Raw genomic sequence first — 21,772 nt, forward strand, 5'->3', positions numbered from 1 at the left:
TCGGCCCGTCCGGGAACCACCGCACCGGGTGATCCGCGCGGGGGCGTCGACCCGCTACGGTCAGCTCGTCCGGTTTCTGGCGAGGAGGTTCGGCGTGGCGTTTCCCGAAGACGTGCTCACCGAGGACGAGCACGTCGTGTTGCACCTGCACCCGCACTGGAAGGCCGTGGTGCGTCCGGTCCTGGTGCTGGTGCTCGCCGTCGCGGCGGTGGTGGCGGGCTGGATCCTGCTCCCGGACGGTGACGCCGCGACCATCGCGCTGTACGTCCTCGCGGGGCTGGCGGTGCTGCTGGTGCTCTGGTTCGGGCTCTGGCCGTTCCTGGTCTGGCGCAGCACCCACTACCTGTTCACCAACGAACGGGTGCTGCTCCAGCAGGGCGTCCTCTCCCGGGACCGGCGGGACATCCCGCTCACCCGGATCAACGACCACGCGATGAGCCAGCGTTTCGTCGAGCGGCTGCTCGGCTGCGGCACCCTGACCATCGAGTCGGCCGGGGAGCGGGGCCAGTCGGTGCTGACCGACGTCCCGCACGTCGACAAGGTCCAGACCAAGCTGTACGAGCTGGTCGAGGCGCACCACGACCGGCACTCCCTCGGCGACGGCGAGATGCGCGACATCCTCGCGGACATGCGTGAGGGCAAGCCGCTGCGGGACCCGTCGGCCTGATCCCGCCGCCTCTGCCCGCCGCCGCGCTGAGCGGAGGGCGGGAGGCGGTCAGCCGGGACGGAGGGTGAACCAGCCGCGGAAGCGGGTGCGCAGCACCTCCTGTGCCGGCTGGCCGTCGGGACCGAGGCGGAACATGGTGCCGCTGAGGCTGACGGTGCCGAGCCCGGGGCGGGCGGTGGACGGGCGGGCGCCCATCACGTCGAGGCGGGCCGCCAGGCGGTCGCCGGCGCGGACGGGGGCCAGCCAGCGCAGCTCCTCCAGGCCGGGGGAGGCGTCCGCCGCGGCCCGGGCCAGCACGTGGTCGACGTACGCGCGCATGAAGAGGCTGACCGTGTAGAAGCCGCTGGCGATCAGCCCGCCGTGGTGGCTCGCGGCGGCGCGCTCGGCGTCGACGTGGTACCACTGCGGGTCGAACCGGCGGGCGAAGGCGACCATCTCGGCGCCGTCGACGCGCACCTCGCCGAGGTCGAAGGTGCGCCCGGGCGTCAGGTCCTCGAAGAACAGCTCGGCCGGCGCGCCGGTGCCCGACCGGGCCGGTCCGGTCACCTCCGCCGGGCCCGTCGCCTCGTTCGCTCCCGTCGTCTCCGTCGCGCCCGCCCCCTCGTTCGGGGCCACCGCCCCGTTCCCCCCGGCCGGTGCGGGAACCACGGCCTGCTCGGAAACCACGGCCTGCTCGGGAGCCACGGCCTGCTCGGGAGCCACGGCCGGTTTGGCAGCCGCAGTCACCTCGGGAGGTGCGGTCGGTCCGGGAGTTGCGGCCTGCTCGGGAGCGGTTGCGGCCCCGGCGGGCGCGGTCGGCTCGGGAGCTGCGGTCACCCTCGTCACCTCTGCCACCTCACTCAGCGCCGGCGTCGGCGGGTGCCGGCGTGCATCTCCTCGGCGAGTTCGGCCGCCAGCTCGCCGTCGAGCGCGTTGCCGAGCCCCGTGTTGCCGAGCCCCGCGTCGGCCGGCGCGGGCCGGCCCTGGGCGGGTGTCGGGACCCCGTACGCGGTGGCGGGCTCGTCGGGGCCGACCGCCGGCCGCCCGGCGGGGCCCGGCTTCGGCTCGGACTCCTCCAGCTCGGTGACGGACTCGGCCAGCTCGGCCACCGGGTCCAGCTCGGCCATCGTGTCCCACTCGTCGCGCGGGATGGTGTGCCAGGTGTCGGCCGCCGGTTCGGCGGGGGCGGGCTGGAAGACGAACGTCCGGTAGGACCAGAAGCGGAACAGGGTGGCCAGCAGCACACCGCCGGTCTTCGCCACGTTGAGGGCGAGCAGGCTGGTCATGCCGAGGCCGTACTTGGCCGCCGCCAGAACGCCGAGTTCGATGAGGAGGCCGGTCGCGTTGAACAGGAAGAAAAGGGCGTACTCGCGACGCAATGCCGATTTCGGGCGATCCCGGTACGTCCAGTGCCTGTTCATCAGATACGACGTGATCGTCGCCACGATGGTGGCGACGACGGTCGCCTTGAGTTGGCCGTCGCGGAACACCGTGAGTGCCAGCGCGTTGAACACCGCGTAATTGATGGCGGTGTTGATGCCGCCGACGACGCCGAATTTGAGCGCCTCGTGGATGAACTTCTGCCAGCGCTCAGGCAGCAGACGGACAAGACGCATGCGCAACACCTTAGGCGAGTGGGCGGGCCGGGCCGGTCCGGCCGGACGAGATGGGCGGCGGGTCACGCCGGAGGATCCCGGTCGGTCGCCGCCTCCGTGGCCGTCCGGGTTCCCGCTTCCGCGACCTTCGGGGTTCCCGCTTCGGCGAAGACGAACCGTCGGTACGACCAGAACCGGAACAGCGTGCCGAGCCCGGTGCCCACGACGAAGCTGGCGATGTTGTCGGCGAGGGCGGTCTGGAAGACACCGGGCCAGATGGCGCCCAGGCCGTACCGGCTGATGGCGAGGCAGGCCACCGCGATGCCCATGCCCACGCCGTTGAAGAAGAAGAACAGCGCGTACTCGCGCGCGGGGTTGGAGCGCTGGCGGTGCCGCCACGTCCAGAACCGGTTGCCGACGAAGGCCACGCTCGCGGCGATCACCGTGGAGATCGTCTTCGCGGTGACCTGCTCGACGCCCCGGGCGTTGGCGAGGTAGTTGAACAGCGCGATGTCGACGACGAACGCGACGCTGCCGACGGTGGCGAACTTGCTCAGCTCGCGGATCAGGTGACCGAAGCGGTCGATGAGGGCACGGACCATGCCGGGTCGGGTCGGCGGGGACCCTGGCTGGTCACCGGTCATCGTCGCGGCCACCCGCTGAGCGTACCGGTTGCCCGCTGCGCGGGCGTGTAGCAGCGACCGGGCGGGCCGGTGGCGTGACCGGGCGGGCCGGGGCCGGGCGGAGCGTAACCGGCCGGGTGATTATTCGCGGATCGTTTCGGGAATGCGCATCCGCGCACAGCTTCGCGCATTCCGTCGGCACTTCGCCGATGTCACCGCAACCCTCATCCGCACCACCCGTCGCGCGCGGCCCTTCGGTTCCCGCAGGGCCCGGACCTCGGCGAAGGTCGCGGAAGAATTTGCGTGAAACTGCGCGTGAAAGCGGGTATCAGATCGCGATGCCGCAGCGTGACCGCACCTTGTGCAGTTCTTCACAACCAGTCCCACTGACTCGCGACGTCGCCCGGTTTACGCTGAGGCCAATCCCAGGTTTCCACGAAGGCGACGCCTCGCGCCGTCACCACTCGTGCATGCCGCAGTCCGGTCAGCGTCGACCACAAGGAGATGTGTCATGGTTGCTCCGGCCACCGTTCGGGGGATCGATCAGGCCCCGACGTCCCACCCCAAACTGCTCGCCTGGGTCCGTGAGGTAGCGGAACTGACCACTCCCGACCGGGTCGTCTGGGTGGACGGGTCCGACGAGGAGTGGCGTCGCCTCACCGACGAACTCGTCGCCAACGGCACCCTGATCCGGCTCAACCCGGAGAAGAAGCCGAACTCGTTCTACGCCCGCACCGACCCCTCCGACGTCGCCCGCGTCGAGGAGCGCACGTTCATCTGTTCGGTGGACGAGGCGGACGCCGGCCCCACCAACAACTGGATGGCGCCGGCCGAGATGAAGCGGACGATGACGCAGCTCTACCGCGGCTGCATGCGCGGTCGCACCATGTACGTCATCCCCTTCTGCATGGGCCCCGTCGAGGCCGAGAACCCCATGTTCGGCGTCGAGATCACCGACAGCCCGTACGTGGTCGCCTCGATGCGCATCATGACCCGGATGGGCGCGAAGGTCCTGGCCGCGATGGGCGACGACGCGGACTTCGTGTACGCCCTGCACTCGATCGGCGCCCCGCTCGCGCCGGGCCAGCAGGACGTGGCGTGGCCGTGCAACGAGACGAAGTACATCTCGCACTTCCCGGAGACCCGGGAGATCTGGTCCTTCGGCTCCGGCTACGGCGGAAACTCGCTGCTCGGCAAGAAGTGCTACTCGCTGCGTATCGCGAGCGTGATGGGCCGGGACGAGGGCTGGCTCGCCGAGCACATGCTGATCCTCAAGATCACCTCTTCGGAGGGGAAGGTCTACCACGTCGCCGGGGCGTTCCCGTCGGCCTGCGGCAAGACCAACCTGGCCATGCTGGAGCCGACCATCCCCGGCTGGAAGGTCGAGACCATCGGCGACGACATCGCCTGGATGCGCTTCGGCCCGGACGGCCGGCTCTATGCGGTCAACCCGGAGTACGGCCTGTTCGGCGTCGCCCCGGGCACCGACTGGAAGACCAACGCGAACGCGATGCGCACCCTCGACCGGGGCAACTCTATCTTCACCAACGTCGCCCTCACCGACGACGGCGACATCTGGTGGGAGGGCATGGGTGAGCCGCCGGCGCACCTGGTCGACTGGAAGGGCAACGACTGGACGCCGCAGAGCGAGGGCCTGTCCTCGCACGCGAACAGCCGGTTCTGCACCCCGATCACGCAGTGCCCGATCCTCGCCGACGACTACTACGACCCCAACGGGGTGCCGATCGACGCGATCCTGTTCGGCGGCCGGCGGCGGGACACCATCCCGCTGGTCACCGAGGCCCGGGACTGGGTGCACGGCGTCTACCTGGGCGCGACCCTGTCCTCGGAGACCACCGCCGCCGCGTCCGGTGCGGTCGGCGTGGTGCGCCGCGACCCGATGGCGATGCTGCCGTTCATCGGCTACCACGCCGGCGACTACTTCCGGCACTGGATCGAGATGGGCAAGGGCACCGACGGCGACGAGGCCAAGCTGCCCAAGGTCTACTACGTCAACTGGTTCCGCAAGGACGCCGAGGGCAACTTCCTCTGGCCGGGCTTCGGCGAGAACTCCCGGGTGCTCAAGTGGGTCATCGAGCGGATCGAGGGCCGCGCCGACGCCGTCGAGACCCCGATCGGCATGGTTCCCGCGCAGGACGCGCTGGACGTCGACGGCCTCGACATGACCCCGGAGGACGTCCGGATCGCCCTGAAGGTCGACCCGGACGAGTGGCGCGAGGAGCTGCCGCTGATCACCGAGTGGTTCGAGAAGTTCGGCGACAAGCTGCCCGGCGTCCTCTGGGCCGAGCTCGACGCGCTGCGCGCCCGGCTCGACCAGGAACAGCCCCGCCGGTAGGTGTGACGCTTGCCCGCACCGGGCACCATCGGATGCCATGAGGACGGCCGCCGCGACCACCGAGGTCCGGCGGCCGTCCGCCGTCCGGGCCCTGACCACCCTGCTGGCCGTCACGGCGGCGGCCACCGTCGTGGTCGAGCTGCTCAACTGGTGGTACGCCCCGGAGCAGGGCTTCGGGCTGGCCGTGCGCACCGGCTGGGCGATGCTGCGCTCGCTGGGCTTCCTGCTGCTGATCGGGCACGTGAACCGGGGCCGCACCGTGGCCCGGCCGTTCGGGCTGATCCTCGCCGTCACCACCGTCTTCGCCGTCGGCCGGCTGGTCGTGCCGAGGCAGGGCGTGCCGCCGCTGCCGGGGCTGCTCGGCTTCGCCCTGCTCACCGCGCTCTGCGTGGCCGTGGTCTGGCTGCTGTACCGCTCCGACGCCGTCGCCGGCCACCTCGTCCGGCACCGCAGGGGCCTTGTCGTCGAGGGCGGGACAATCGCCTGGCGGGAGGTCGCCCCGAAGCGGCCCCCGGTCACCGGCTGGCTGCTCACCAGCCGGGCCGCCGCGTTCACGTACAGCCCGCTGATGCTCGTCCCGGCCCTGGTGGCCGTCGGCGTCGTGTTCGACGGCCGGCCGGCCGCCGTCCCCGCCGTGCTGTTCTGGTTCGCCGCCGGCATCGCGGTCAGCTACGTCGTGCTGTTCTGCACCGCCTTCCTGCTGCGCGGCCGGCGCTGGGCCCGCCGCCTGCTGGTGGCGGTCACCCTCGGCGTGCTCGCCGTGGACCTGCCGCTGTGCTGGTGGCTGCTCGGCGTCGACGGCCTGGTCCGCGACGGCGCCCCGTTGCTCGCCGCCGCCGTCCTGGCGTTGTACGGGTTGTGGCGCGCCGGCCGGGCGGAGGCCACGCCGACACCGGGGGTGAGCCGCCCGGGGACAGGGGAGGCGCCATGAGCGACGAGTACGACGTGGCGGTGGTCGGGGCGGGTCCCGCCGGTGCGGCCGCCGCGCTGGCCGCCCGCCGGGCCGGTGCCCGGGTGCTGCTGCTGGACCGGGCCGACTTCCCCCGGGACAAGGCGTGCGGGGACGGCGTCGCCGCGCACGCGCTGGACGTCCTCGCCCGGCTGGGCGTCACCGGGGCCGTCGACGGGTACGCGCCGCTGCCCCGGATCCGGCTGGTCGGCCCCGGCGGGGACGCGGTGGCGCGGGCACTGCCCCGGCCGGCGTACACGGTGCCCCGGGAGGTGTTCGACGCCCGGCTGGTGGCGGCGGCGGTCGCGGCCGGCGCGCAGCTGCGCCGGCACGCCGTGCGGCGGGTCGAGCCGCGCGGCGGGCGGGTGGTGCTCGACGGCGAGATCACCGCGCGGGCCGTGGTCGGGGCGGACGGCGCGTCGTCGGTTTTGCGGCGGGCGCTCGGCCACCCGGTGAACCCGGACCGCCACCTGGCCCTGGCGATCCGGGGGTACGCGCCGGCCCGCCCCGGCCCGCCCGAGCAGCTCATCGTCACCTCCGGCCCGCGCTGGCCGGCGTACGCCTGGTCGTTCCCGATCGGCGACGGGCGGGCGAACGTCGGGTACGGGGAGGTGCTGCGCGGCGAGCCGCTGACCCGGGCGCACCTGCTGGACCGGCTGGCCGCGCTGCTGCCCGACGTCGACCCGGCGACGGTGACCGGGCTGCGCGCCCACCACCTGCCGCTGTCCACGCACCGCCCGCCGCCCGGCCGGGGGCGGCTGCTGCTCGCCGGGGACGCCCTGTCGTTGATCAACCCGTTCACCGGGGAGGGGATCTTCTACGCGCTGCTCTCCGGCGCGCTGGCCGGCGCGGCGGCGGCCGGCGACCCCGCCCACGCCGCCCGCGACTACGTCGCCGCGCTGCGCCGCCGCCTCGGCGTACACCTGCGGCACAGCTCGGCCGCGGCCTGGCTCGCCCGCCGCCGGTGGGTCGTCGACGCGGCGGTGCGGGCGGCCCGGCGCGACGAGCGGGTCTTCGGCACCGTCGTCGAGTTGGGCCTCGGCGACGGCCGGCTGGACGCGCGGACCCTCGCGATGATCGGTGCCGGTCTCTCGGCGCGGCATCGGCCACCGAAGGGTTGAAGCGCGCGCGGGGTCGCTACTCTGCAAGTGATGACTCTGCGGAATCTCCTCTACTCCGTGTACGAGCGGCGGCTGACGGCCACGCTCGCGGGCAAGCCGGTGCCCCGGCACGTGGGCGTCATGTGCGACGGCAACCGTCGCTGGGCGCGGGAGATGGGCTTCGTCGACCCCAACGACGGGCACCGCATGGGCGCGGAGCGGATCAAGGAGCTGCTGCGCTGGTGCGACGCCGCCGGCGTCGGGCACGTGACGCTGTGGCTGCTGTCGACGGACAACCTGTCCCGCCCGGCGGAGGAGCTGGACCCGCTGCTGCAGATCATCGAGGATCTGTCGACCGAGCTGGCCGAGGAGGGCAACCCCTGGCGGCTGCGCATGGTCGGCGCGCTCGACGTGCTCCCGGCGCACCACGCGGCGGCGCTCAAGGCCGCAGAGGAACGCACCCGGCAGCGCACCGGCGGCGCGCAGGTCAACATCGCCGTCGGGTACGGCGGCCGGCGCGAGATCGCCGACGCCGTCCGCTCGTTGCTGCACGAGCACGCGGCGGCCGGCGGCACGCTGGAGGAACTGGCCGAGACCCTCGACGTCGACCACATCTCCGAGCACCTCTACACCCGGGGCCTGCCGGACCCGGATCTGATCATCCGGACCAGCGGCGAGCAGCGCCTGTCGGGCTTCATGCTCTGGCAGTCGGCCCACTCGGAGTTCTACTTCTGCGAGCTGAACTGGCCCGACTTCCGCCGGGTCGACTTCCTGCGCGCCCTGCGCTCGTACGCCAACCGGCAGCGCCGCTTCGGCGTGTGACCCGCCCGGCCCCGAGCCCGACCGGGCGGGGCCGGGCTCACCGCAGGCGCGGCAGGGCCTCGGTGAGGAAGTCGCCGAGGGCGGCGGGGGAGTCGATCGTCAGGTCGGCGGCCTCGGCGACCTCGTGGCCGGTCTCCGGGTTGGCCACGGCCACGCAGACCCCGAGGAACTCCGGGTCCGCCGCGGCGCGGGCGCGCAGCGCCGCGAACGCCTTGATGTCGGAGACGTCGTCGCCGAAATACCATGCCCCGCCGGCGTCCCGGACCACCTCGCCGATCACCATGCCCTTGTCGCGGTCGACCGGGGGCTTGATCTCCAGCACCATCCGGCCGGCCTGCACGCGTAGCCCGAGCCGCTCGGCCTGGGCCTGCCCCCACTTCTCCACGACCTCGCGGAGCTGGGGGGCGGTGCGCCAGTGCAGTGCCACGGAGAGCCGCTTGAACTCCACCAGCGCGCCGGGCGGCAGCTCGGCGCGGGCGAGGTCGGCCAGCTCCTGCATCGTCGGCACCCAGGGCAGCGCCGCGGGCTCGGTGACGGTCTCGCCGCCGGAGTGGCTGTGCTCCAGGCCGTAGAGGCCGTAGAGGTCGACGCCGGCCAGCCCGCCGAGGTGGTCGCGGAGGAACTCCACGGGGCGGGCGGAGACGATGGCGACCCGGCGCACCAGCGGCGCGAGGGCCTCGATCGCGGCCAGCACCTTCGGCGCGGGCTGCACGGCGGTCGGGTCGTCGTCGACGGGCGCGAGTGTGCCGTCGAAGTCGAAGAAGAGGACGGTGTCGGACGCCCGGCCGGCGGTCGCCTGCCAGGCCTGGTCGGCGTCCAGCGGGGTCTTCGGCTGCTGGTTGCCCAGATTCAACGGCGGCACGCGCGACAGCGTACCCCGGCGCGGGCCACTCATTCGTGGTCGAGACGAGGCGCTACGGCCAGGATTAGGTCAGCGTTCGGCGGCCCCCCGGCCCCGGCGCCCGAACGGCAGGACCTCGGCGTCCTGGCCGTGGCTGAGCAGGTAGCCCTCCACGAAGCCGGCGTTGCGGTCGCCGGTGCGCGTCTCGATCTCGGTGAGCCGGGCCACCAGGAACTCGGTGAGCGCGCTGATCCGGTCGTTGAGCCGTTCGTGCAGCTCGGCGACGACGGCCAGGACGACCGCGGTGCCGGCGGTGGTGAGGGCGAGGAGGTTGGCGACCACGGGAAGCTCCCCGTCGCCGACCACGCCGATCACCACGTTGCCGGTCACGGCCGAGGTCAGCGCCACCGCCGCGACCACGACTGCGAACCACTTCAGGGTCATCGACAGACCCCTCCTTCTGTCCCGCAGGGCTGGGTTCGGCCTTGTCCCGTCCCCCCGCCGACGACGAGCCCAAGCAGTACGGATAGGACGCTAGCGTGCCCGTTCCGGCCCCGGAGCGAAACGATTGGGTACGGCTTGCCGTTCTTTCGCCATCTGAGGAACTAGCCCGCCCGATTACCCCTTTTTCGGACATCTACCGGGAGACTTGGGCGATACGCGAGGTATCTAATGGTTTCTCGGATGTGGAACTTCTCCGCGTCGGAGACGTTGGGGTCGACCAGCCGGCGCAGCAGCGCCTCCACGTCCGGGTCCATCGGGGGCGGTGCGGTGGCCGCCCGTGGGGTGGCGGCGCGCTCCCAACCCAGGGCCGCGAAGGCGGCCGTCGGGTTGAGGCCGAGCCCCTCGCAGAAGGCGACCACCCGTTCGGCCTCGGGGTCGCTGGCCCAGTCGCCGCGCACCCAGCGGTTGATGGTCTGCCGGGAGACCCCGGTGCGTCGGGAGACCTCGGTGCCGCTCCAGGCGCGCATGGCCCGGGCGTCGTCGAGGGCCCGGCGGACGAAGGCGGCGAAGGCGATCTTCCTGGCGTGAGCGCTCTCGGTCACCCCGTGACGGTACGGCCAGCCGGATCCACTGGGGACGCCGGGCACGCCTATGTCACGTGAATGAGACACGCGTAACTGGCCGTTCCCGGCCCTTCGTGAGGGCGATTTCAAGGCGTATCACCTGCGCAGGATAGGAGCACGTCAGTGGCGGGGTAATCGGACGAAAAGCTGATACTGTCACGCCCATGGGACAGTTTACCGTGTGTCACGTGCACGAGACGACTGGTGCTCGCCTGCGTCCCTTCCCCGTCCTCAGGGGGGCGCGGTGACCGAACTCGCCACCCGTGAGCAGGCGTTCGGCCTGGTCGCGGAGGGAGTGGCCGCGGGGCTGAACGCCCCCTGGCGGCTCTACCTCGCCCGCGGCTGCCGCTACCTGTCGCTCAACGTGGGCGACCGGGCGGAGTGGGACGCCTGGCGGACCCACCTCAACTGCCCGGAGCTCAGCGTCCGGGTCTACGACGCCGGCGGCGAGATCCGCCGCTGCTCCGTCGCCGAGCTCGTGCTCGACGGCTGCCGGATCAGCGTCGAGCTGGTCGAGGAGGTCAGCACGGACGACCTGGAGCGGCTCCTGACCGCCGACCCCGCCGACCCCGAGGTCGACCCCGCCGGCCCTGGAGCCGGCCCCACCAATCCCGGAGCCGACCCCGCCGGCACCGGACCGGAGGAGCGGTGAGCCCCTTCGTCGCAGTCGTCCTCGTCCTCGTCCTCGGCTCGGCCAGCTACGCCGCCGGACGGCTGCACGGCCAGCTCAGCTACCGCATCGGCTACCGGTTCGGCTACCGGCAGGGCTACTTCGACGGCGACCGGGGCGCCTGGAACCGCCGCCGCCGGGAGGCCCAGGCCGCGATCGCCTCGGCCCTCGCCGGCCCTCCGCAGGCCGTCCGGCGTGGCCCGACCGCGCGGCAGGGCACCACGTACACCGGCTCCGCCTTCGCCGCCTCCGCCGCGCCCGCCGTCTCCGCGGCGCCCGTCCCCGGCCCGCCGGCGCACCCGGCCGGTGCCGTCGCGGTCGCCACCACGGCGACCGCCGCTGTCCGGGCGACGGCCGGGACCACGGCGGCCGTCGGCGGCCGGCACCCCGCCGTCCTGGTCCGGTGGCAGAACTGAGCCGGCCGACGAACCCGGTGCGACGTCCGCGGCGGACGCGCACCGCCGGGGCCACGTCAGACCGGTGACGGTGGTCCCACCGGCCGGGATGCGCGCAGGGGGCATGCATCCCGGCCGGTCCGCCGTGCCCGTTCACCGGTCCGACTCCCGAGATCCACGGGTCAACCTCTAGCCGGGACGCCGTGGCGCGGCTAGCGTCTAGTCATGGCGCGGGATTCCCCCCGGGCCAGCCGGCCAGCCCGGATCTGCGACCTCGCGCACGGGGCCCGCATCCGACCCCGTGTCCCCGGGCACCGGACGAGGCGGAACGCGGATGGCCGGGTGCCCATTCGCCGGAGCAGGCCTGTGACGACTCGCCGTACCCCCGCCGGTGCCGACCAGACCCCGGCCGCGACTGCCACGACCCGCCGCGCCACCCGGAGCCGCCGCGCGGCGACCCCGGTCGAGCCCGAGGAGCCCCGACCAGCCGGCCAGGCGTTCGTCCTGGACACGTCGGTCCTGCTCTCGGACCCGGCGGCCTTCCACCGGTTCGCCGAGCACGAGGTGGTCCTGCCCCTCGTGGTCATCTCCGAGCTGGAGGGCAAGCGGCACCACCCCGAGCTGGGCTGGTTCGCCCGGCAGTCCCTGCGCATGCTGGACGAGCTGCGCGTGCGCCACGGCCGGCTGGACCGGCCGGTGCCCGCCAACGACGCCGGCGGCACCCTGCGGGTGGAGCTGAACCACACCGACGACGGCGTGCTGCCGCCCGGCTTCCGCAACGAGTCCAACGACGCCCGGATCCTCTCGGTCGCGCTCAACCTGGCCGCCGAGGGGCGGGACGTGACCCTGGTGAGCAAGGACATGCCGCTGCGGGTGAAGGCGGCCTCGGTCGGGCTGCGCGCCGACGAGTACCGGCACGGCCAGGCCAGCGACCCGACCTGGACGGGGATGGCCGAGCTGGCGCTGGGCGACGACGACATCTCCGCGCTCTACGCCGGCGAGACCCTCGACCTGGACGGCGCGGCGGGGCTGCCCTGCCACACCGGTCTGGTGCTGCACTCCGGGCGCGGCTCCGCGCTCGGCCGGGTGCTGCCCGACAAGACGGTCCGGCTGGTCCGGGGCGACCGGGAGGCGTTCGGCGTGCACGGCCGCTCGGCCGAGCAGCGGGTCGCCCTCGACCTGCTGCTGGACGAGTCGATCGGGATCGTCTCGCTGGGCGGCCGGGCCGGCACCGGCAAGTCGGCGCTGGCGCTGTGCGCGGGCCTGGAGGCGGTGATGGAGCGCCGCCGGCACAAGAAGGTGGTCGTCTTCCGCCCGCTGTACGCCGTCGGCGGCCAGGAGCTGGGCTACCTCCCCGGCTCCGAGACGGAGAAGATGTCGCCCTGGGCGCAGGCCGTCTTCGACACCCTCGGCGCGGTGGTGCACGAGAACGTGCTGGAGGAGGTCATGGCCCGGGGGATCCTGGAGGTCCTGCCGCTCACCCACATCCGGGGCCGCAGCCTGCACGACGCCTTCGTCATCGTGGACGAGGCCCAGTCGTTGGAGCGGGGCGTCCTGCTCACCGTGCTCTCCCGGATCGGGCAGGGGTCGCGGGTGGTGCTCACCCACGACGTCGCCCAGCGGGACAACCTGCGGGTGGGCCGGCACGACGGCGTGACCGCGGTGATCGAGACCCTGAAGGGGCATCCCCTGTTCGCGCACGTCACGCTGAACCGGTCCGAGCGGTCGCCGATCGCGGCGATGGTGACGGATCTGTTGGAGGAGATCCCATTCTGACCGAGATCATGCCTGTCTAGTCACCCTTTAGCGTGATTCTGCCTGTGGCCCAGGTCACAATTGGGGCTGGTGGTTTCCCATCAGCCTCACTGTGCGCGATGGTGTCCATCGAGCGTCCACGCGCCGCCAAGATCGTCCGTTCCCGTCGGGCACCCGACGGCGAGGAGCGGCGGGGGCGAGTGCGTCGGCTGCGACCGGCAGGGTCGGGGCGCTCACGGCGCGGGCCGGGTCCCTCCTCGGGCCAGGGTCGCGCCGTGTCCTTGCCCCCGACGAAGGGACCACTTCGTGAGTCGGCTGTGGAGCCGGTTCGGTGCCCGTACCGCCGCCGTCGCACTGCTCTCCGTGGGCGTTGCCGGCGGCTTCTATCTGGGCGAAGACCGCGAAACCCAGCAACAGGGCCTGACCGCGCAGGTCGGCCTGCAGGTGGACCAGGCCGAGTTCGACTACCAGCGCGAGCGGCAGGCCCAGCACCGGATCGTCTCCGCCGAGACGCGGGCCGCCGAGTACCAGGCCGAGAAGCGGGCCGCCGCGGCGGCCAAGGAGGCCGCCGAGCGGGCCCGCGAGGCCGAGGCGGCGTCCCGCAAGCGCGAGCGCGAGGCGGCGGCGAAGAAGGCCGCCGAGAAGGCGGCCGCCGCCAAGGCGGGCAAGCCGTACGACGGCCCGATCCCCGCCTCGTGCAGCGAGTACGGCGGCAACCGCAAGATCGGCTGCGCGCTGATGATCGATGCCGGCTTCGGCATCGACCAGTTCCCGTGCCTGGACAAGCTCTGGACGAAGGAGAGCGGCTGGAACCCCAAGGCCCACAACTCCTCGTCCGGCGCGCACGGCATCCCGCAGGCCGTGCCGGGCAGCAAGATGGCCTCGGTCGGCGACGACTGGGAGACCAACCCGGCCACCCAGATCAAGTGGGGCCTCGGCTACATCAAGGGCCGCTACAGCTCGCCGTGCTCGGCGTGGAGCCAGTCGCAGAGCGAGGGCTGGTACTGATCCGCTGAGCACCGCATTCCCGAGCACCGCGACGGCGGGGCGGGCGCGTTTCCGACGCCCACCCCGCCGTCGTCGTTTCCCCCGACGGCCCCGCCGCCCGGGTGGCGGCCGGGCGGGATTGCTGATAGCTGTTTGGGCATGACCCTGCACGACGGCCCCCCGGGCGGCGACCCGCGACGCTTCGGCACCGAGGCCTTCTACGCCTCGATCGGCCGCGCCTTCGTCGCCATGTGCGCCGTCGTGCCGGTGCTCTTCCTGGTGGAGGCCCTCGACGTCGGCCTCGGCATCGACCTCGACCTGGCCGGCGGCATCATCCCGCGGCACATCGACGGGCTCGACGGGGTGCTCTTCTCGCCGTTCCTGCACGCCGACTTCAACCACCTCTACAGCAACAGCGTGCCGCTGATCCTGCTCGGCACCTTCGTGCTCGCCGCCGGCTTCCGCCGGTTCATGTGGTCCACCCTGGTCATCGTGCTGGTCAGCGGGCTGGGCGTGTGGTTCACCGGCTCACCCAACTCGGTCGTCGTCGGGGCCAGCGGCGTCATCTTCGGCTACCTGGGCGTCCTGCTCACCCGCGGCGTGGTCGAGCGGAGCTGGTGGAACTTCGCCGTCGTGCTGCTGGTCGGCCTGCTCTACGGCTGGCAGCTGCTCGGCATCCTCCCCACCGACGAGCGGATCTCCTGGCAGGGCCACCTGTTCGGGCTGGTCGGCGGCGTGGTCGCCGCGATCCTCTTCCGGCGCCGCCGGGTCGAGGACGACCCGTACGACCTGGGCTCCCCGACGCTGCGGGCGTAAGGAAGGGCCCCTGTTGACGCCTGCGGTGGAGAAGGGCACCCTTCTCACCCGGCGTCGGGCCGCGCCCGGCCCGCGCCCGACGTGGGACGGTGCTTGATCCGGACCCGACGCGCGCCTACCGTCGGCATCAGCACGCGTTGATCCGTGAGCGGAAAGCGACGGTACGCCATGCCCGAGGTCGATGTCGCAGTGATCGGTGCGGGGCCGACGGGGCTCTTCGCCGCGTACTACGCCGGGTTCCGGGGGCTCTCCGTCGCCGTGGTCGACGCGCTTCCCGAGGCCGGCGGCCAGATCACCGCCATGTACCCGGAGAAGCTGATCCTCGACGTGGCCGGGTTCCCGGCCGTCAAGGGGCGGGACCTGGTGGCCAACCTGGTCGCCCAGGCCGCGCCCTTCCAGCCGAGATATTTGCTCGGCACCCGGGCCGAGAAGCTGTCGCACACCGACGGGCAGCCGGTGCTCGGCCTCGCCGGTGGCGAGCAGCTCACCTGCGGGGCGGTGGTCGTCACCGGCGGCCTGGGCAGCTTCACCCCGCGCCCGCTGCCGGTCGCCGACAGCTTCACCGGCACGGGGATCGTCTACTTCGTGCCGGAGCCGGCCGCCCTGGCCGACCGGGACGTGCTGATCGTCGGCGGCGGCGACTCCGCGTTCGACTGGGCGCTGGCGCTGGAGCCGCTGGCCCGCTCGGTGACCCTGGTGCACCGGCGGGAGCGGTTCCGCGCCCACGCCGCCACCGTCGCCCGGGTGCAGCGGTCGTCCGTGCGGATCGTCGTCAACGCCGAGGTCACCCGGCTGCACGGCGACAGCTCGGTGACCGGCGCGGAGATCACCGTGAAGGGGGCGGCGCCCGAGACGTTGCCCGTGGACACGGTGGTGGCCGCCCTCGGTTTCACCGCCGACCTCGGCCCGATCGCCGAGTGGGGGCTGCGGCTGGACCGCCGGCACATCCTGGTGGACAGCGCGATGGCGACGAACCTGCCCCGGGTCTTCGCCGCCGGGGACATCACCGAATACCCGGGCAAGGTGCGGCTCATCGCCACGGGCTTCGGGGAGGCCGCGACGGCGGTCAACAACGCCGCCGTCGCCATCGACCCCTCCGCCCACCTCTTCCCGGGCCACTCCTCCGACGCCCCCTGATCACGCCCCCGTCAGCGGGGGAGGCCGATGAGGTCGGCCATCAGGCCGGTCTGGTGCGCGAAATACTCGGCGCGGTGCGGCAGGGTGCGGTCGATCCGGCCGAACAGCTCGAAGCTGATCAGCCCGAAGAGCTGCGTCCAGCCGGCCATGCAGCGGGCGAGCAGCGCCTCGGGCAGCCCCGGGGCGAGGGCGGCGGCGATCTCCGCGAGGTCCGCCCGCAGCGGCTCGGGCAGCTCGCCGGGGTCGGGGGCGGCGATGCGGCCGGCGGCCAGCCCGTCGCGGACGATGCCGACCAGCACGGCCGGTGGACGCATCGCCGGCCCGAGCGTGTCGGCCGGGGCGGCGTAACCGGGGACCGGGCTGCCGTAGAGCAGGGCGTACTCGGCGGGACGGGCCAGGGCCCAGTCCCGGGCCGCCCGGCAGGCGGCCTGCCAGCGCCCGCGCGGGTCGAGCCGGTCCGCGCCCGCGTCGGCCGCCTCCACGGCCGCCCCCAGCGCGTCGTACGCCTCGACGATCAGCGCGGTGAGCAGGTCGTCGCGGCTCGGGAAGTAGCGGTAGAGGGCCGAGGAGACCATCCCCATGTCCCGGGCGACCGCGCGCAGGCTGAGGTTGGCGCCGTCGGTGGCGAGATGGCGGCGGGCGACGGCCTTGATCTCGTCGAGCATCTCGGCGCGTACGCGGGCGCGGATCGAGGGAGCGGGCATGCCCCCACTCTGCCACGCCGGAGAGCGCAGATCAAATAAGAGAGCACTGCTCTTGACGGTGCTCCCGTCCGGGCGTCATGCTGGGTGCACCAGATCGAGAGCACTGCTCTCGTTTCGTACCCCCGATTCGAAGGGTGACCTGTGATGTCGCTGCATGTGATCGTCGGCGCCGGACCCGTCGGCACCGCCACCGCCCACCTCCTGGCAGCCGCCGGCGAGCGGGTCCGGGTGGTCACCCGGCGCGGCACCGGCCCGGAACACCCGGCCGTCGAGCGGGTCGCCGCCGACGCCGCCGACCCGGACCGGCTCGCCGCCCTCGCCGACGGCGCGGTCGCGCTCTACAACTGCGCCAACCCGGCCTACCACCGCTGGCCGACGGACTGGCCGCCGCTGGCCGCCGCGCTGCTCACCGCCGCCGGGCGCGCCGGGGCCGTGCTCGCCACGGTCGGCAACCTCTACGGGTACGGGCCGGTCGACGGACCGATGACCGAGGACACCCCGACGGTGGCGGGCGGCACGAAGGGGCAGGTCCGCAACCGGATGTGGGCCGAGGCGGTCGCCGCCCACCGGGCGGGGCGGGTCCGGGTGACCGAGGTGCGCGGCTCCGACTACCTCGGCGTCGGCGCGCTGTCGCTGCCGATGATGCTGCTGCCCCGGGTGCTCGACGGACGCCGGGCGGTGCTGCCCGTCGACTTCGACGCCCCGCACACCTGGACGTACGTCGACGACGTCGCGCGTACCCTCGTGCGGGCCGCCGCCGACGAACGCGCCTGGGGCCGGGCCTGGCACGTGCCCAGCCCGCCCGCCGTCTCCGCCCGCGAGCTGGCCGTGCGGGCCGCCGCCCTGGTCGGCGCCCCCGCCCCGAGGCTCGCCCGGCTGCCGTACCCGGCGCTGTGGCTGGGCGGGCTGGCCAACCCGTTCGCGCGGGAGCTACGCGAGACGGCGTACCAGTTCGACCGGCCCTTCCTGATGGACTCGACCGCGGCCACCGAGACCCTCGGCGTCGAGCCGACTCCGCTGGGCAGCGCGCTCGCGCAGACCGTCGCGGCCCTGCGCGCCGCCCCTGGCCCCCGTCGCCCGCTGCGGTGAGCGGGGAGCTGCGGTCGGGGGGAGCTACCGACGGGCCGGGGGCCCGAAGGCGGCGAGCAGCGCGGCGAACAGGGTGAGCGCGGCACCCAGCAGCGTGTTCACCCCCGGGTGCGACGCCGTGGTCGGCAGCACCACGTCCAGCAGGGCCGCGCCGACGACCTGCCCGGCGATGGTGGCCAGGCCGAGCAGCAGCACCCCGGTGAACCGCACGACGGCGGCGGCGACCGCGATGAAGACGATGCCGACCGGGCCGCCCAGGTAGAGCCACGGCTCGGTCGGCAGGCCACCGCCCGGGCCGCCCCGGACGGCCACGTCCACCACGAACGCGGCGAGCAGCACCCCGGTGCCGACCGCGAAGTTGACCAGCGTCGCGGCCAGGACGCTGCCGGAGGCCACCCGGACCCGCCCGTTCACCGCCTGCTGCCACGCGAGGCCCACCCCGGCCAGCAGCGGCAGCAGCGCCAGGCCCAGCGTGGCCGGGTCGCCGAGCCGGTCGCCGACCGCCAGCAGCACGGCCAGCACGGTCAGCGCCGCGCCCACCAGACGATTCGGCGTGACCGCCTGCCGGCCGGCGGGGCCGAGCCCCGCCCGGTCGACGAGCAGGCTGCTGCCGGACTGCCCGGCGACCGCCGCCACGGTGAACACCGCCACGCCGAGCGCGCCGATGGTCAGCCCCTGGGCGGCCACGAAGAGCGCCCCGCAGGCACCGCCGAGGCACTCCCACGGCCGCAGCGAGCCGCCCGCGAGCGCCGCCCGCAGCGTGGCCAGGCCCCGCCGCCCGCTCGGGGTGGCCGGCACCAGCACCAGCAGCACCAGCAGGCCCAGGCCGAACGAGACCACCGCGGCGGCGATCCCGTCGGCCAGGCGTACGCCCAGCTCACCGTTGATCCGGGACTGCACGGCCACCGTGACCCCGGAGGCGGTGGCCAGCCCGACGGCCGTGATCCGGCGGGCGACCGGCAGGGTCGGCGGGGACATCGTCCCGGTGGCGGTCACTCCTGCTCGGCGAGGGGCCGGCCGTCGAAGTCGACGGCCGAGTACAGCGCCAGCTTCTCCAGCCGGTGGTAGGAGTCGATCACCCGGATCGTGCCGCTCTTCGAGCGCATGACGATCGACTGGGTGTACGCCCCGCCGGCCCGGTAGCTCACGCCCCGCAGCAGGTCGCCGGAGGTGACCCCGGTCGCCACGAAGAAACAGTTGTCGCCGGTGACCAGGTCGTCGGTGAACAGCACGCGGTCCAGGTCGTGCCCGGCGGCCAGGGCCTTCTCCCGCTCCTGCGCGTCGCGCGGCCAGAGCTTGGCCTGCATGACGCCGCCCATGCACTTCAGGGCGCAGGCGGCGGTGATCCCCTCCGGGGTGCCGCCGATGCCCATCAGCACGTCGACGTCCGACTCGCCCCGGGCGGCGGCGATCGCGCCCGCGATGTCACCGTCGGAGATGAACCGGATGCCCGCCCCCGTGCGGCGGATCTGGGTGACCAGGTCGTCGTGGCGGGACCGGTCCAGCACGCAGACGGTGACCTCGGACACGTCGGTGCCCTTGACCTTGGCGATCCGGCGCAGGTTCTCGGCGACCCCGGCGTTGATGTCGACCACGTCGGCGTACTCCTGGCCGACGGCCAGCTTCTCCATGTAGAACACGGCGCTCGGGTCGAACATCGCCCCCCGCTCGGCCACCGCGAGGACGGCCAGCGCGTTGGGCATGCCCTTGCTCATCAGGGTGGTGCCGTCGATCGGGTCGACCGCGACGTCGACCTCGGGGCCCGTGCCGTCGCCGACCTCCTCGCCGTTGAAGAGCATCGGCGCGTTGTCCTTCTCGCCCTCGCCGATCACCACGACGCCCCGCATCGGGATCGAGTTGATCAGCTTGCGCATGGCGTCGACGGCCGCCCCGTCGCCGCCCTCCTTGTCGCCCCGCCCGACCCACCGGCCGGCGGCCATCGCCGCGGCCTCGGTGACCCGGACCAGGTCGAGGGCAAGGTTGCGGTCGAGATCCTGGGGGGTACGCGTCCTCGTGCTCGTCATGACGGCCTCCTCCTCGCGACGTTGCGGGGTGGACCGGCGGCATGCGGCCGTCGCCGCCGCCGGCTTTGTCGCTGATCCTCACACGTTGGTCAACCTATCGCCGGGCCGGGGCGCTGGTGGCCAGCTTCCCGGCAACCGGGCGGTGGGACGTATCACCCCGGTCACTCGCGTGGTGGCGGTTCGTGGCGGGGCGACCCGGGGCTGGAACAATGGCCGGGTGGATCCCGCCCAGCCCGCCGAGCACAGCCCCGCCGAGCCGACTCCGTCGATGCCGTCGACGCCGAGCCCGTTGCCGCCGGGCCCGCCGGGTCGGGAGAAGGCCCGGTCCGAGCGGTCGCCGAAGGACATGGCGATCTCCCTGCTGGTGCTGCTCGTCCCGATCGCCCTGCTGCTCGCCTTCTACCGGGGATTCCTCGGCGGTGACCAGCCGAGCACCGTCGACCCGGCCCCCGCCGTGGAGCAGGCCCGGGCGGCCAACGCGTTCCCGGTGAGCCAGCCGGCCGGGCTCGACTCCGACTGGCGGACGGTCAGCGCCAGCTACCGCACCGTCGAGGGCGGATCCAGCCTGCGGATCGGCTATCTGACGCCGGAGGGACGGGGCGCCCAGCTGGTGCAGAGCAACGTGCCGCCGGAGCGGCTGCTCCCGGCCGAGCTGACGGCCGAGGGGCAGCCCCAGGGCCCCACCGAGGTGGGCGGGCGCAACTGGCAGCGGTACACCGCCCGGGGCAACGAGCAGGCCCTGGTGCTGCTCGAACCGGGCCGCACCGTGATCGTCGTCGGGGACGCCCGGGAGAACGAGCTGCGCCGGCTCGCCGACGCAATTCGCTAGCCAGCGCCACCGCGCCGCGCTGCACCGTGCGCCGTGCCGCACCCGTCCGCGGCCCGCGGCCTACGGCCCTCTTGGTCCGCCGTGCCGTGCCGCTTCGGTCCACGGCAGCGGCCCTCTCGGCTCGACCTGGTCCGCGCCACCATCGAACGCACATCACACAGCGTGACTCTCGCCGCTCGGCGACGCACCTGCCCCGTGCACCCCTTTGCTCTGCACCCGAATACGCAACGGGCACGCAGCGCGACGCTGCTGCCGTCTCCTTCGCTCCGCCCGTCGCGCGTTTGGCCAGTTCGCATAGGTGTTGCGTGCGTGGGTGCAGAGCAAAGGGGGCGTGCGGTGTCTGGTGGGGGCGGCGGGGCGCTACGGGGAGTCAGCCCGGCCGCTCGCCCTGGACCACGGCGCAGGCGTCACGGAGAGTGGCCAAGTCGGGGTGGGGGCCGGGGCTGGCGGGGGACGGCGAGCGTCCGACCTTTCCGTTAGGCTGCCCCGGCTCGACCCCGGCCGCGCGATACGGCCGGGCAGCCTTTCGGAAAGAGAACGACGTGATCATTCGACGGTGGAGCGTCGGCGTCCTCGCCGCCGCCCTTTTCGTCCCCGCCCTGACCGCCTGCAACAACTCGACGGCCGCCGAGCCGGCTGCCGGTGGGGCGTCCGCCGCCCCGGCCGCGCCCGCCGACCCCAAGGAGGCGCTGCTCGCCTCCACCAAGGAGCTCAGCAAGGGCAACTTCACCTTCGCCATCACCGGCGGCGAGTTCAACGGCAGCGGCACGGTGCACATGCCGTCGAAGAGCGCCGAGATGAAGATGACCGGTGGCGACGCCGCCACCGAGGACTTCTCGATGGACATGCACTTCGTCTTCATCGACACCGACAGCTGGGTGAAGCTGGACATCTCCGGCCCGATGGCCGACGCGATCCCCGGGGCCAAGGAGCGCAAGGGCAAGTACCAGCACCTCGACCGCTCGAAGATCAAGGACGCCAAGGATCTCCAGTTCGACTTCGCCGACGTCGACCCGGCCGGCAGCGAGGCGCTGACCAAGGCGATCACCGACGTCAAGAAGACGGGCGAGGGCACGTACGAGGGCACCCTCGACGCGACCAAGGTCACCGATTCGGACGTCCTCGACGCCGACATCGTCAAGGGCATGGCGGACAAGGCCAGCGCCGTGCCGTTCACCGCGAAGCTCGACGCGCAGGGGCGGCTCACGGAGTTCCTCGTCAAGGTGCCGGCCGCCGGCTCGGCCAAGGCGCAGGACCTGAAGGTCACGTACGCCGACTACGGTGCGGCCACCGCCGTGCAGCAGCCGCCGGCGGACAAGGTCGTCGAGGCCTCCGACCAGCTCTACGAGATGTTCAAGAACTGATCC

General features: G+C 73.3%; 22 protein-coding genes and 1 pseudogene. 14 read left to right on the top strand and 9 right to left on the bottom strand.

The genetic code is table 11. The features are described 5' to 3' along the window. Positions 1-94: 94 nt before the first annotated feature. Positions 95-667, top strand: coding sequence for a PH domain-containing protein (locus tag LPU61_RS00440; protein WP_043961886.1), 573 nt, complete (start codon positions 95-97; stop codon positions 665-667). Between the two features lie 48 nt (positions 668-715). On the opposite strand, the gene LPU61_RS00445 is transcribed toward LPU61_RS00440, so the two are convergent. From LPU61_RS00445 to LPU61_RS00455, 3 genes are all read right to left on the bottom strand, one after another. Continuing rightward, positions 716-1,369 carry a MaoC/PaaZ C-terminal domain-containing protein gene (locus LPU61_RS00445; RefSeq protein ID WP_229403753.1) on the bottom strand — a complete coding sequence of 218 codons (654 nt, stop codon included), beginning with the start codon at positions 1,367-1,369 and terminating at the stop codon, positions 716-718. 137 nt (positions 1,370-1,506) lie between these two features. After that, on the bottom strand, positions 1,507-2,262 hold the full coding sequence (locus LPU61_RS00450; protein WP_043961887.1) for a GtrA family protein: 756 nt from the start codon (positions 2,260-2,262) through the stop codon (positions 1,507-1,509). 62 nt (positions 2,263-2,324) lie between these two features. Then, positions 2,325-2,885 (bottom strand): GtrA family protein, encoded by a 561-nt coding sequence (locus LPU61_RS00455; RefSeq protein WP_043963945.1) that lies wholly within the window; start codon positions 2,883-2,885, stop codon positions 2,325-2,327. A gap of 490 nt (positions 2,886-3,375) precedes the next feature. Here LPU61_RS00455 and LPU61_RS00460 point away from each other — a divergent pair, with 490 nt between their 5' ends. The 4 genes from LPU61_RS00460 to LPU61_RS00475 are packed head-to-tail and all read left to right on the top strand — an operon-like array spanning position 3,376 to position 8,091. Further along, positions 3,376-5,220 (top strand): phosphoenolpyruvate carboxykinase (GTP), encoded by a 1,845-nt coding sequence (locus LPU61_RS00460; protein ID WP_229403754.1) that lies wholly within the window; start codon positions 3,376-3,378, stop codon positions 5,218-5,220. Between the two features lie 37 nt (positions 5,221-5,257). Beyond that, positions 5,258-6,151 carry a hypothetical protein gene (locus LPU61_RS00465; RefSeq protein ID WP_229403755.1) on the top strand — a complete coding sequence of 298 codons (894 nt, stop codon included), beginning with the start codon at positions 5,258-5,260 and terminating at the stop codon, positions 6,149-6,151. Next, a complete protein-coding gene (locus tag LPU61_RS00470) occupies positions 6,148-7,290 on the top strand; it encodes a geranylgeranyl reductase family protein (protein ID WP_229403756.1) in 1,143 nt (380 codons plus the stop codon). Before LPU61_RS00465 ends, LPU61_RS00470 begins: the two co-directional genes overlap by 4 nt. Positions 7,291-7,320: 30 nt before the next feature. Then, positions 7,321-8,091, top strand: coding sequence for an isoprenyl transferase (locus LPU61_RS00475; protein ID WP_043961890.1), 771 nt, complete (start codon positions 7,321-7,323; stop codon positions 8,089-8,091). 37 nt (positions 8,092-8,128) lie between these two features. Here LPU61_RS00475 and otsB read toward each other — a convergent pair whose 3' ends face one another. The 3 genes from otsB to LPU61_RS00490 all read right to left on the bottom strand — a co-directional run bounded on the left by otsB (position 8,129) and on the right by LPU61_RS00490 (position 9,978). Next, positions 8,129-8,953: a trehalose-phosphatase gene (gene otsB, locus LPU61_RS00480; RefSeq protein ID WP_043961891.1), complete on the bottom strand. Its 825-nt coding sequence runs from the start codon at positions 8,951-8,953 to the stop codon at positions 8,129-8,131. Positions 8,954-9,022: 69 nt separating this feature from the next. Next, entirely contained in the window at positions 9,023-9,376 is a 354-nt protein-coding gene (locus tag LPU61_RS00485; protein WP_043961892.1) for a hypothetical protein, read from the bottom strand. A gap of 161 nt (positions 9,377-9,537) precedes the next feature. After that, positions 9,538-9,978: a helix-turn-helix transcriptional regulator gene (locus LPU61_RS00490; RefSeq protein WP_043961893.1), complete on the bottom strand. Its 441-nt coding sequence runs from the start codon at positions 9,976-9,978 to the stop codon at positions 9,538-9,540. Between the two features lie 265 nt (positions 9,979-10,243). Here LPU61_RS00490 and LPU61_RS00495 point away from each other — a divergent pair. From LPU61_RS00495 to LPU61_RS00520, 6 genes and pseudogenes are all read left to right on the top strand, one after another. Continuing rightward, positions 10,244-10,573: pseudogene (locus LPU61_RS00495) on the top strand (hypothetical protein); the annotation flags it as partial. Positions 10,574-10,647: 74 nt separating this feature from the next. Then, positions 10,648-11,085: a hypothetical protein gene (locus LPU61_RS00500; RefSeq protein WP_043961894.1), complete on the top strand. Its 438-nt coding sequence runs from the start codon at positions 10,648-10,650 to the stop codon at positions 11,083-11,085. A gap of 345 nt (positions 11,086-11,430) precedes the next feature. Next, on the top strand, positions 11,431-12,840 hold the full coding sequence (locus LPU61_RS00505) for a PhoH family protein (protein ID WP_043961895.1): 1,410 nt from the start codon (positions 11,431-11,433) through the stop codon (positions 12,838-12,840). Between the two features lie 285 nt (positions 12,841-13,125). Beyond that, the gene (locus tag LPU61_RS00510) at positions 13,126-13,827 is read left to right on the top strand and encodes a lytic transglycosylase domain-containing protein (RefSeq protein ID WP_077936149.1); all 702 of its coding nucleotides are present in this window, start codon (positions 13,126-13,128) and stop codon (positions 13,825-13,827) included. A gap of 138 nt (positions 13,828-13,965) precedes the next feature. Next, on the top strand, positions 13,966-14,622 hold the full coding sequence (locus tag LPU61_RS00515) for a rhomboid family intramembrane serine protease (protein ID WP_043961897.1): 657 nt from the start codon (positions 13,966-13,968) through the stop codon (positions 14,620-14,622). Positions 14,623-14,790: 168 nt separating this feature from the next. Then, positions 14,791-15,759 carry an NAD(P)/FAD-dependent oxidoreductase gene (locus tag LPU61_RS00520; RefSeq protein ID WP_229404542.1) on the top strand — a complete coding sequence of 323 codons (969 nt, stop codon included), beginning with the start codon at positions 14,791-14,793 and terminating at the stop codon, positions 15,757-15,759. A gap of 11 nt (positions 15,760-15,770) precedes the next feature. On the opposite strand, the gene LPU61_RS00525 is transcribed toward LPU61_RS00520, so the two are convergent. Next, entirely contained in the window at positions 15,771-16,463 is a 693-nt protein-coding gene (locus LPU61_RS00525; RefSeq protein WP_043961899.1) for a TetR/AcrR family transcriptional regulator, read from the bottom strand. Positions 16,464-16,607: 144 nt separating this feature from the next. Here LPU61_RS00525 and LPU61_RS00530 point away from each other — a divergent pair, with 144 nt between their 5' ends. Continuing rightward, a complete protein-coding gene (locus LPU61_RS00530) occupies positions 16,608-17,552 on the top strand; it encodes an NAD-dependent epimerase/dehydratase family protein (RefSeq protein WP_043961900.1) in 945 nt (314 codons plus the stop codon). Positions 17,553-17,576: 24 nt separating this feature from the next. On the opposite strand, the gene LPU61_RS00535 is transcribed toward LPU61_RS00530, so the two are convergent. Together LPU61_RS00535 and glpX are read right to left on the bottom strand one after the other, a co-directional pair. Beyond that, positions 17,577-18,530 carry a DMT family transporter gene (locus LPU61_RS00535; protein ID WP_229404543.1) on the bottom strand — a complete coding sequence of 318 codons (954 nt, stop codon included), beginning with the start codon at positions 18,528-18,530 and terminating at the stop codon, positions 17,577-17,579. Between the two features lie 14 nt (positions 18,531-18,544). Then, complete coding sequence (gene glpX, locus LPU61_RS00540) at positions 18,545-19,576, bottom strand: class II fructose-bisphosphatase (protein ID WP_043961901.1); 1,032 nt, start codon at positions 19,574-19,576, stop codon at positions 18,545-18,547. Between the two features lie 172 nt (positions 19,577-19,748). Here glpX and LPU61_RS00545 point away from each other — a divergent pair, with 172 nt between their 5' ends. Together LPU61_RS00545 and LPU61_RS00550 are read left to right on the top strand one after the other, a co-directional pair. After that, positions 19,749-20,405: a DUF4245 domain-containing protein gene (locus LPU61_RS00545; protein WP_043963951.1), complete on the top strand. Its 657-nt coding sequence runs from the start codon at positions 19,749-19,751 to the stop codon at positions 20,403-20,405. Between the two features lie 542 nt (positions 20,406-20,947). Continuing rightward, complete coding sequence (locus LPU61_RS00550; protein ID WP_063838552.1) at positions 20,948-21,769, top strand: hypothetical protein; 822 nt, start codon at positions 20,948-20,950, stop codon at positions 21,767-21,769. Positions 21,770-21,772: the final 3 nt, after the last annotated feature.

The sequence above is a fragment of the Micromonospora sp. NBRC 110038 genome (genome assembly GCF_020884815.1).
In the GTDB taxonomy this organism is placed as follows: Bacteria; Actinomycetota; Actinomycetes; order Mycobacteriales; family Micromonosporaceae; genus Micromonospora; species Micromonospora haikouensis.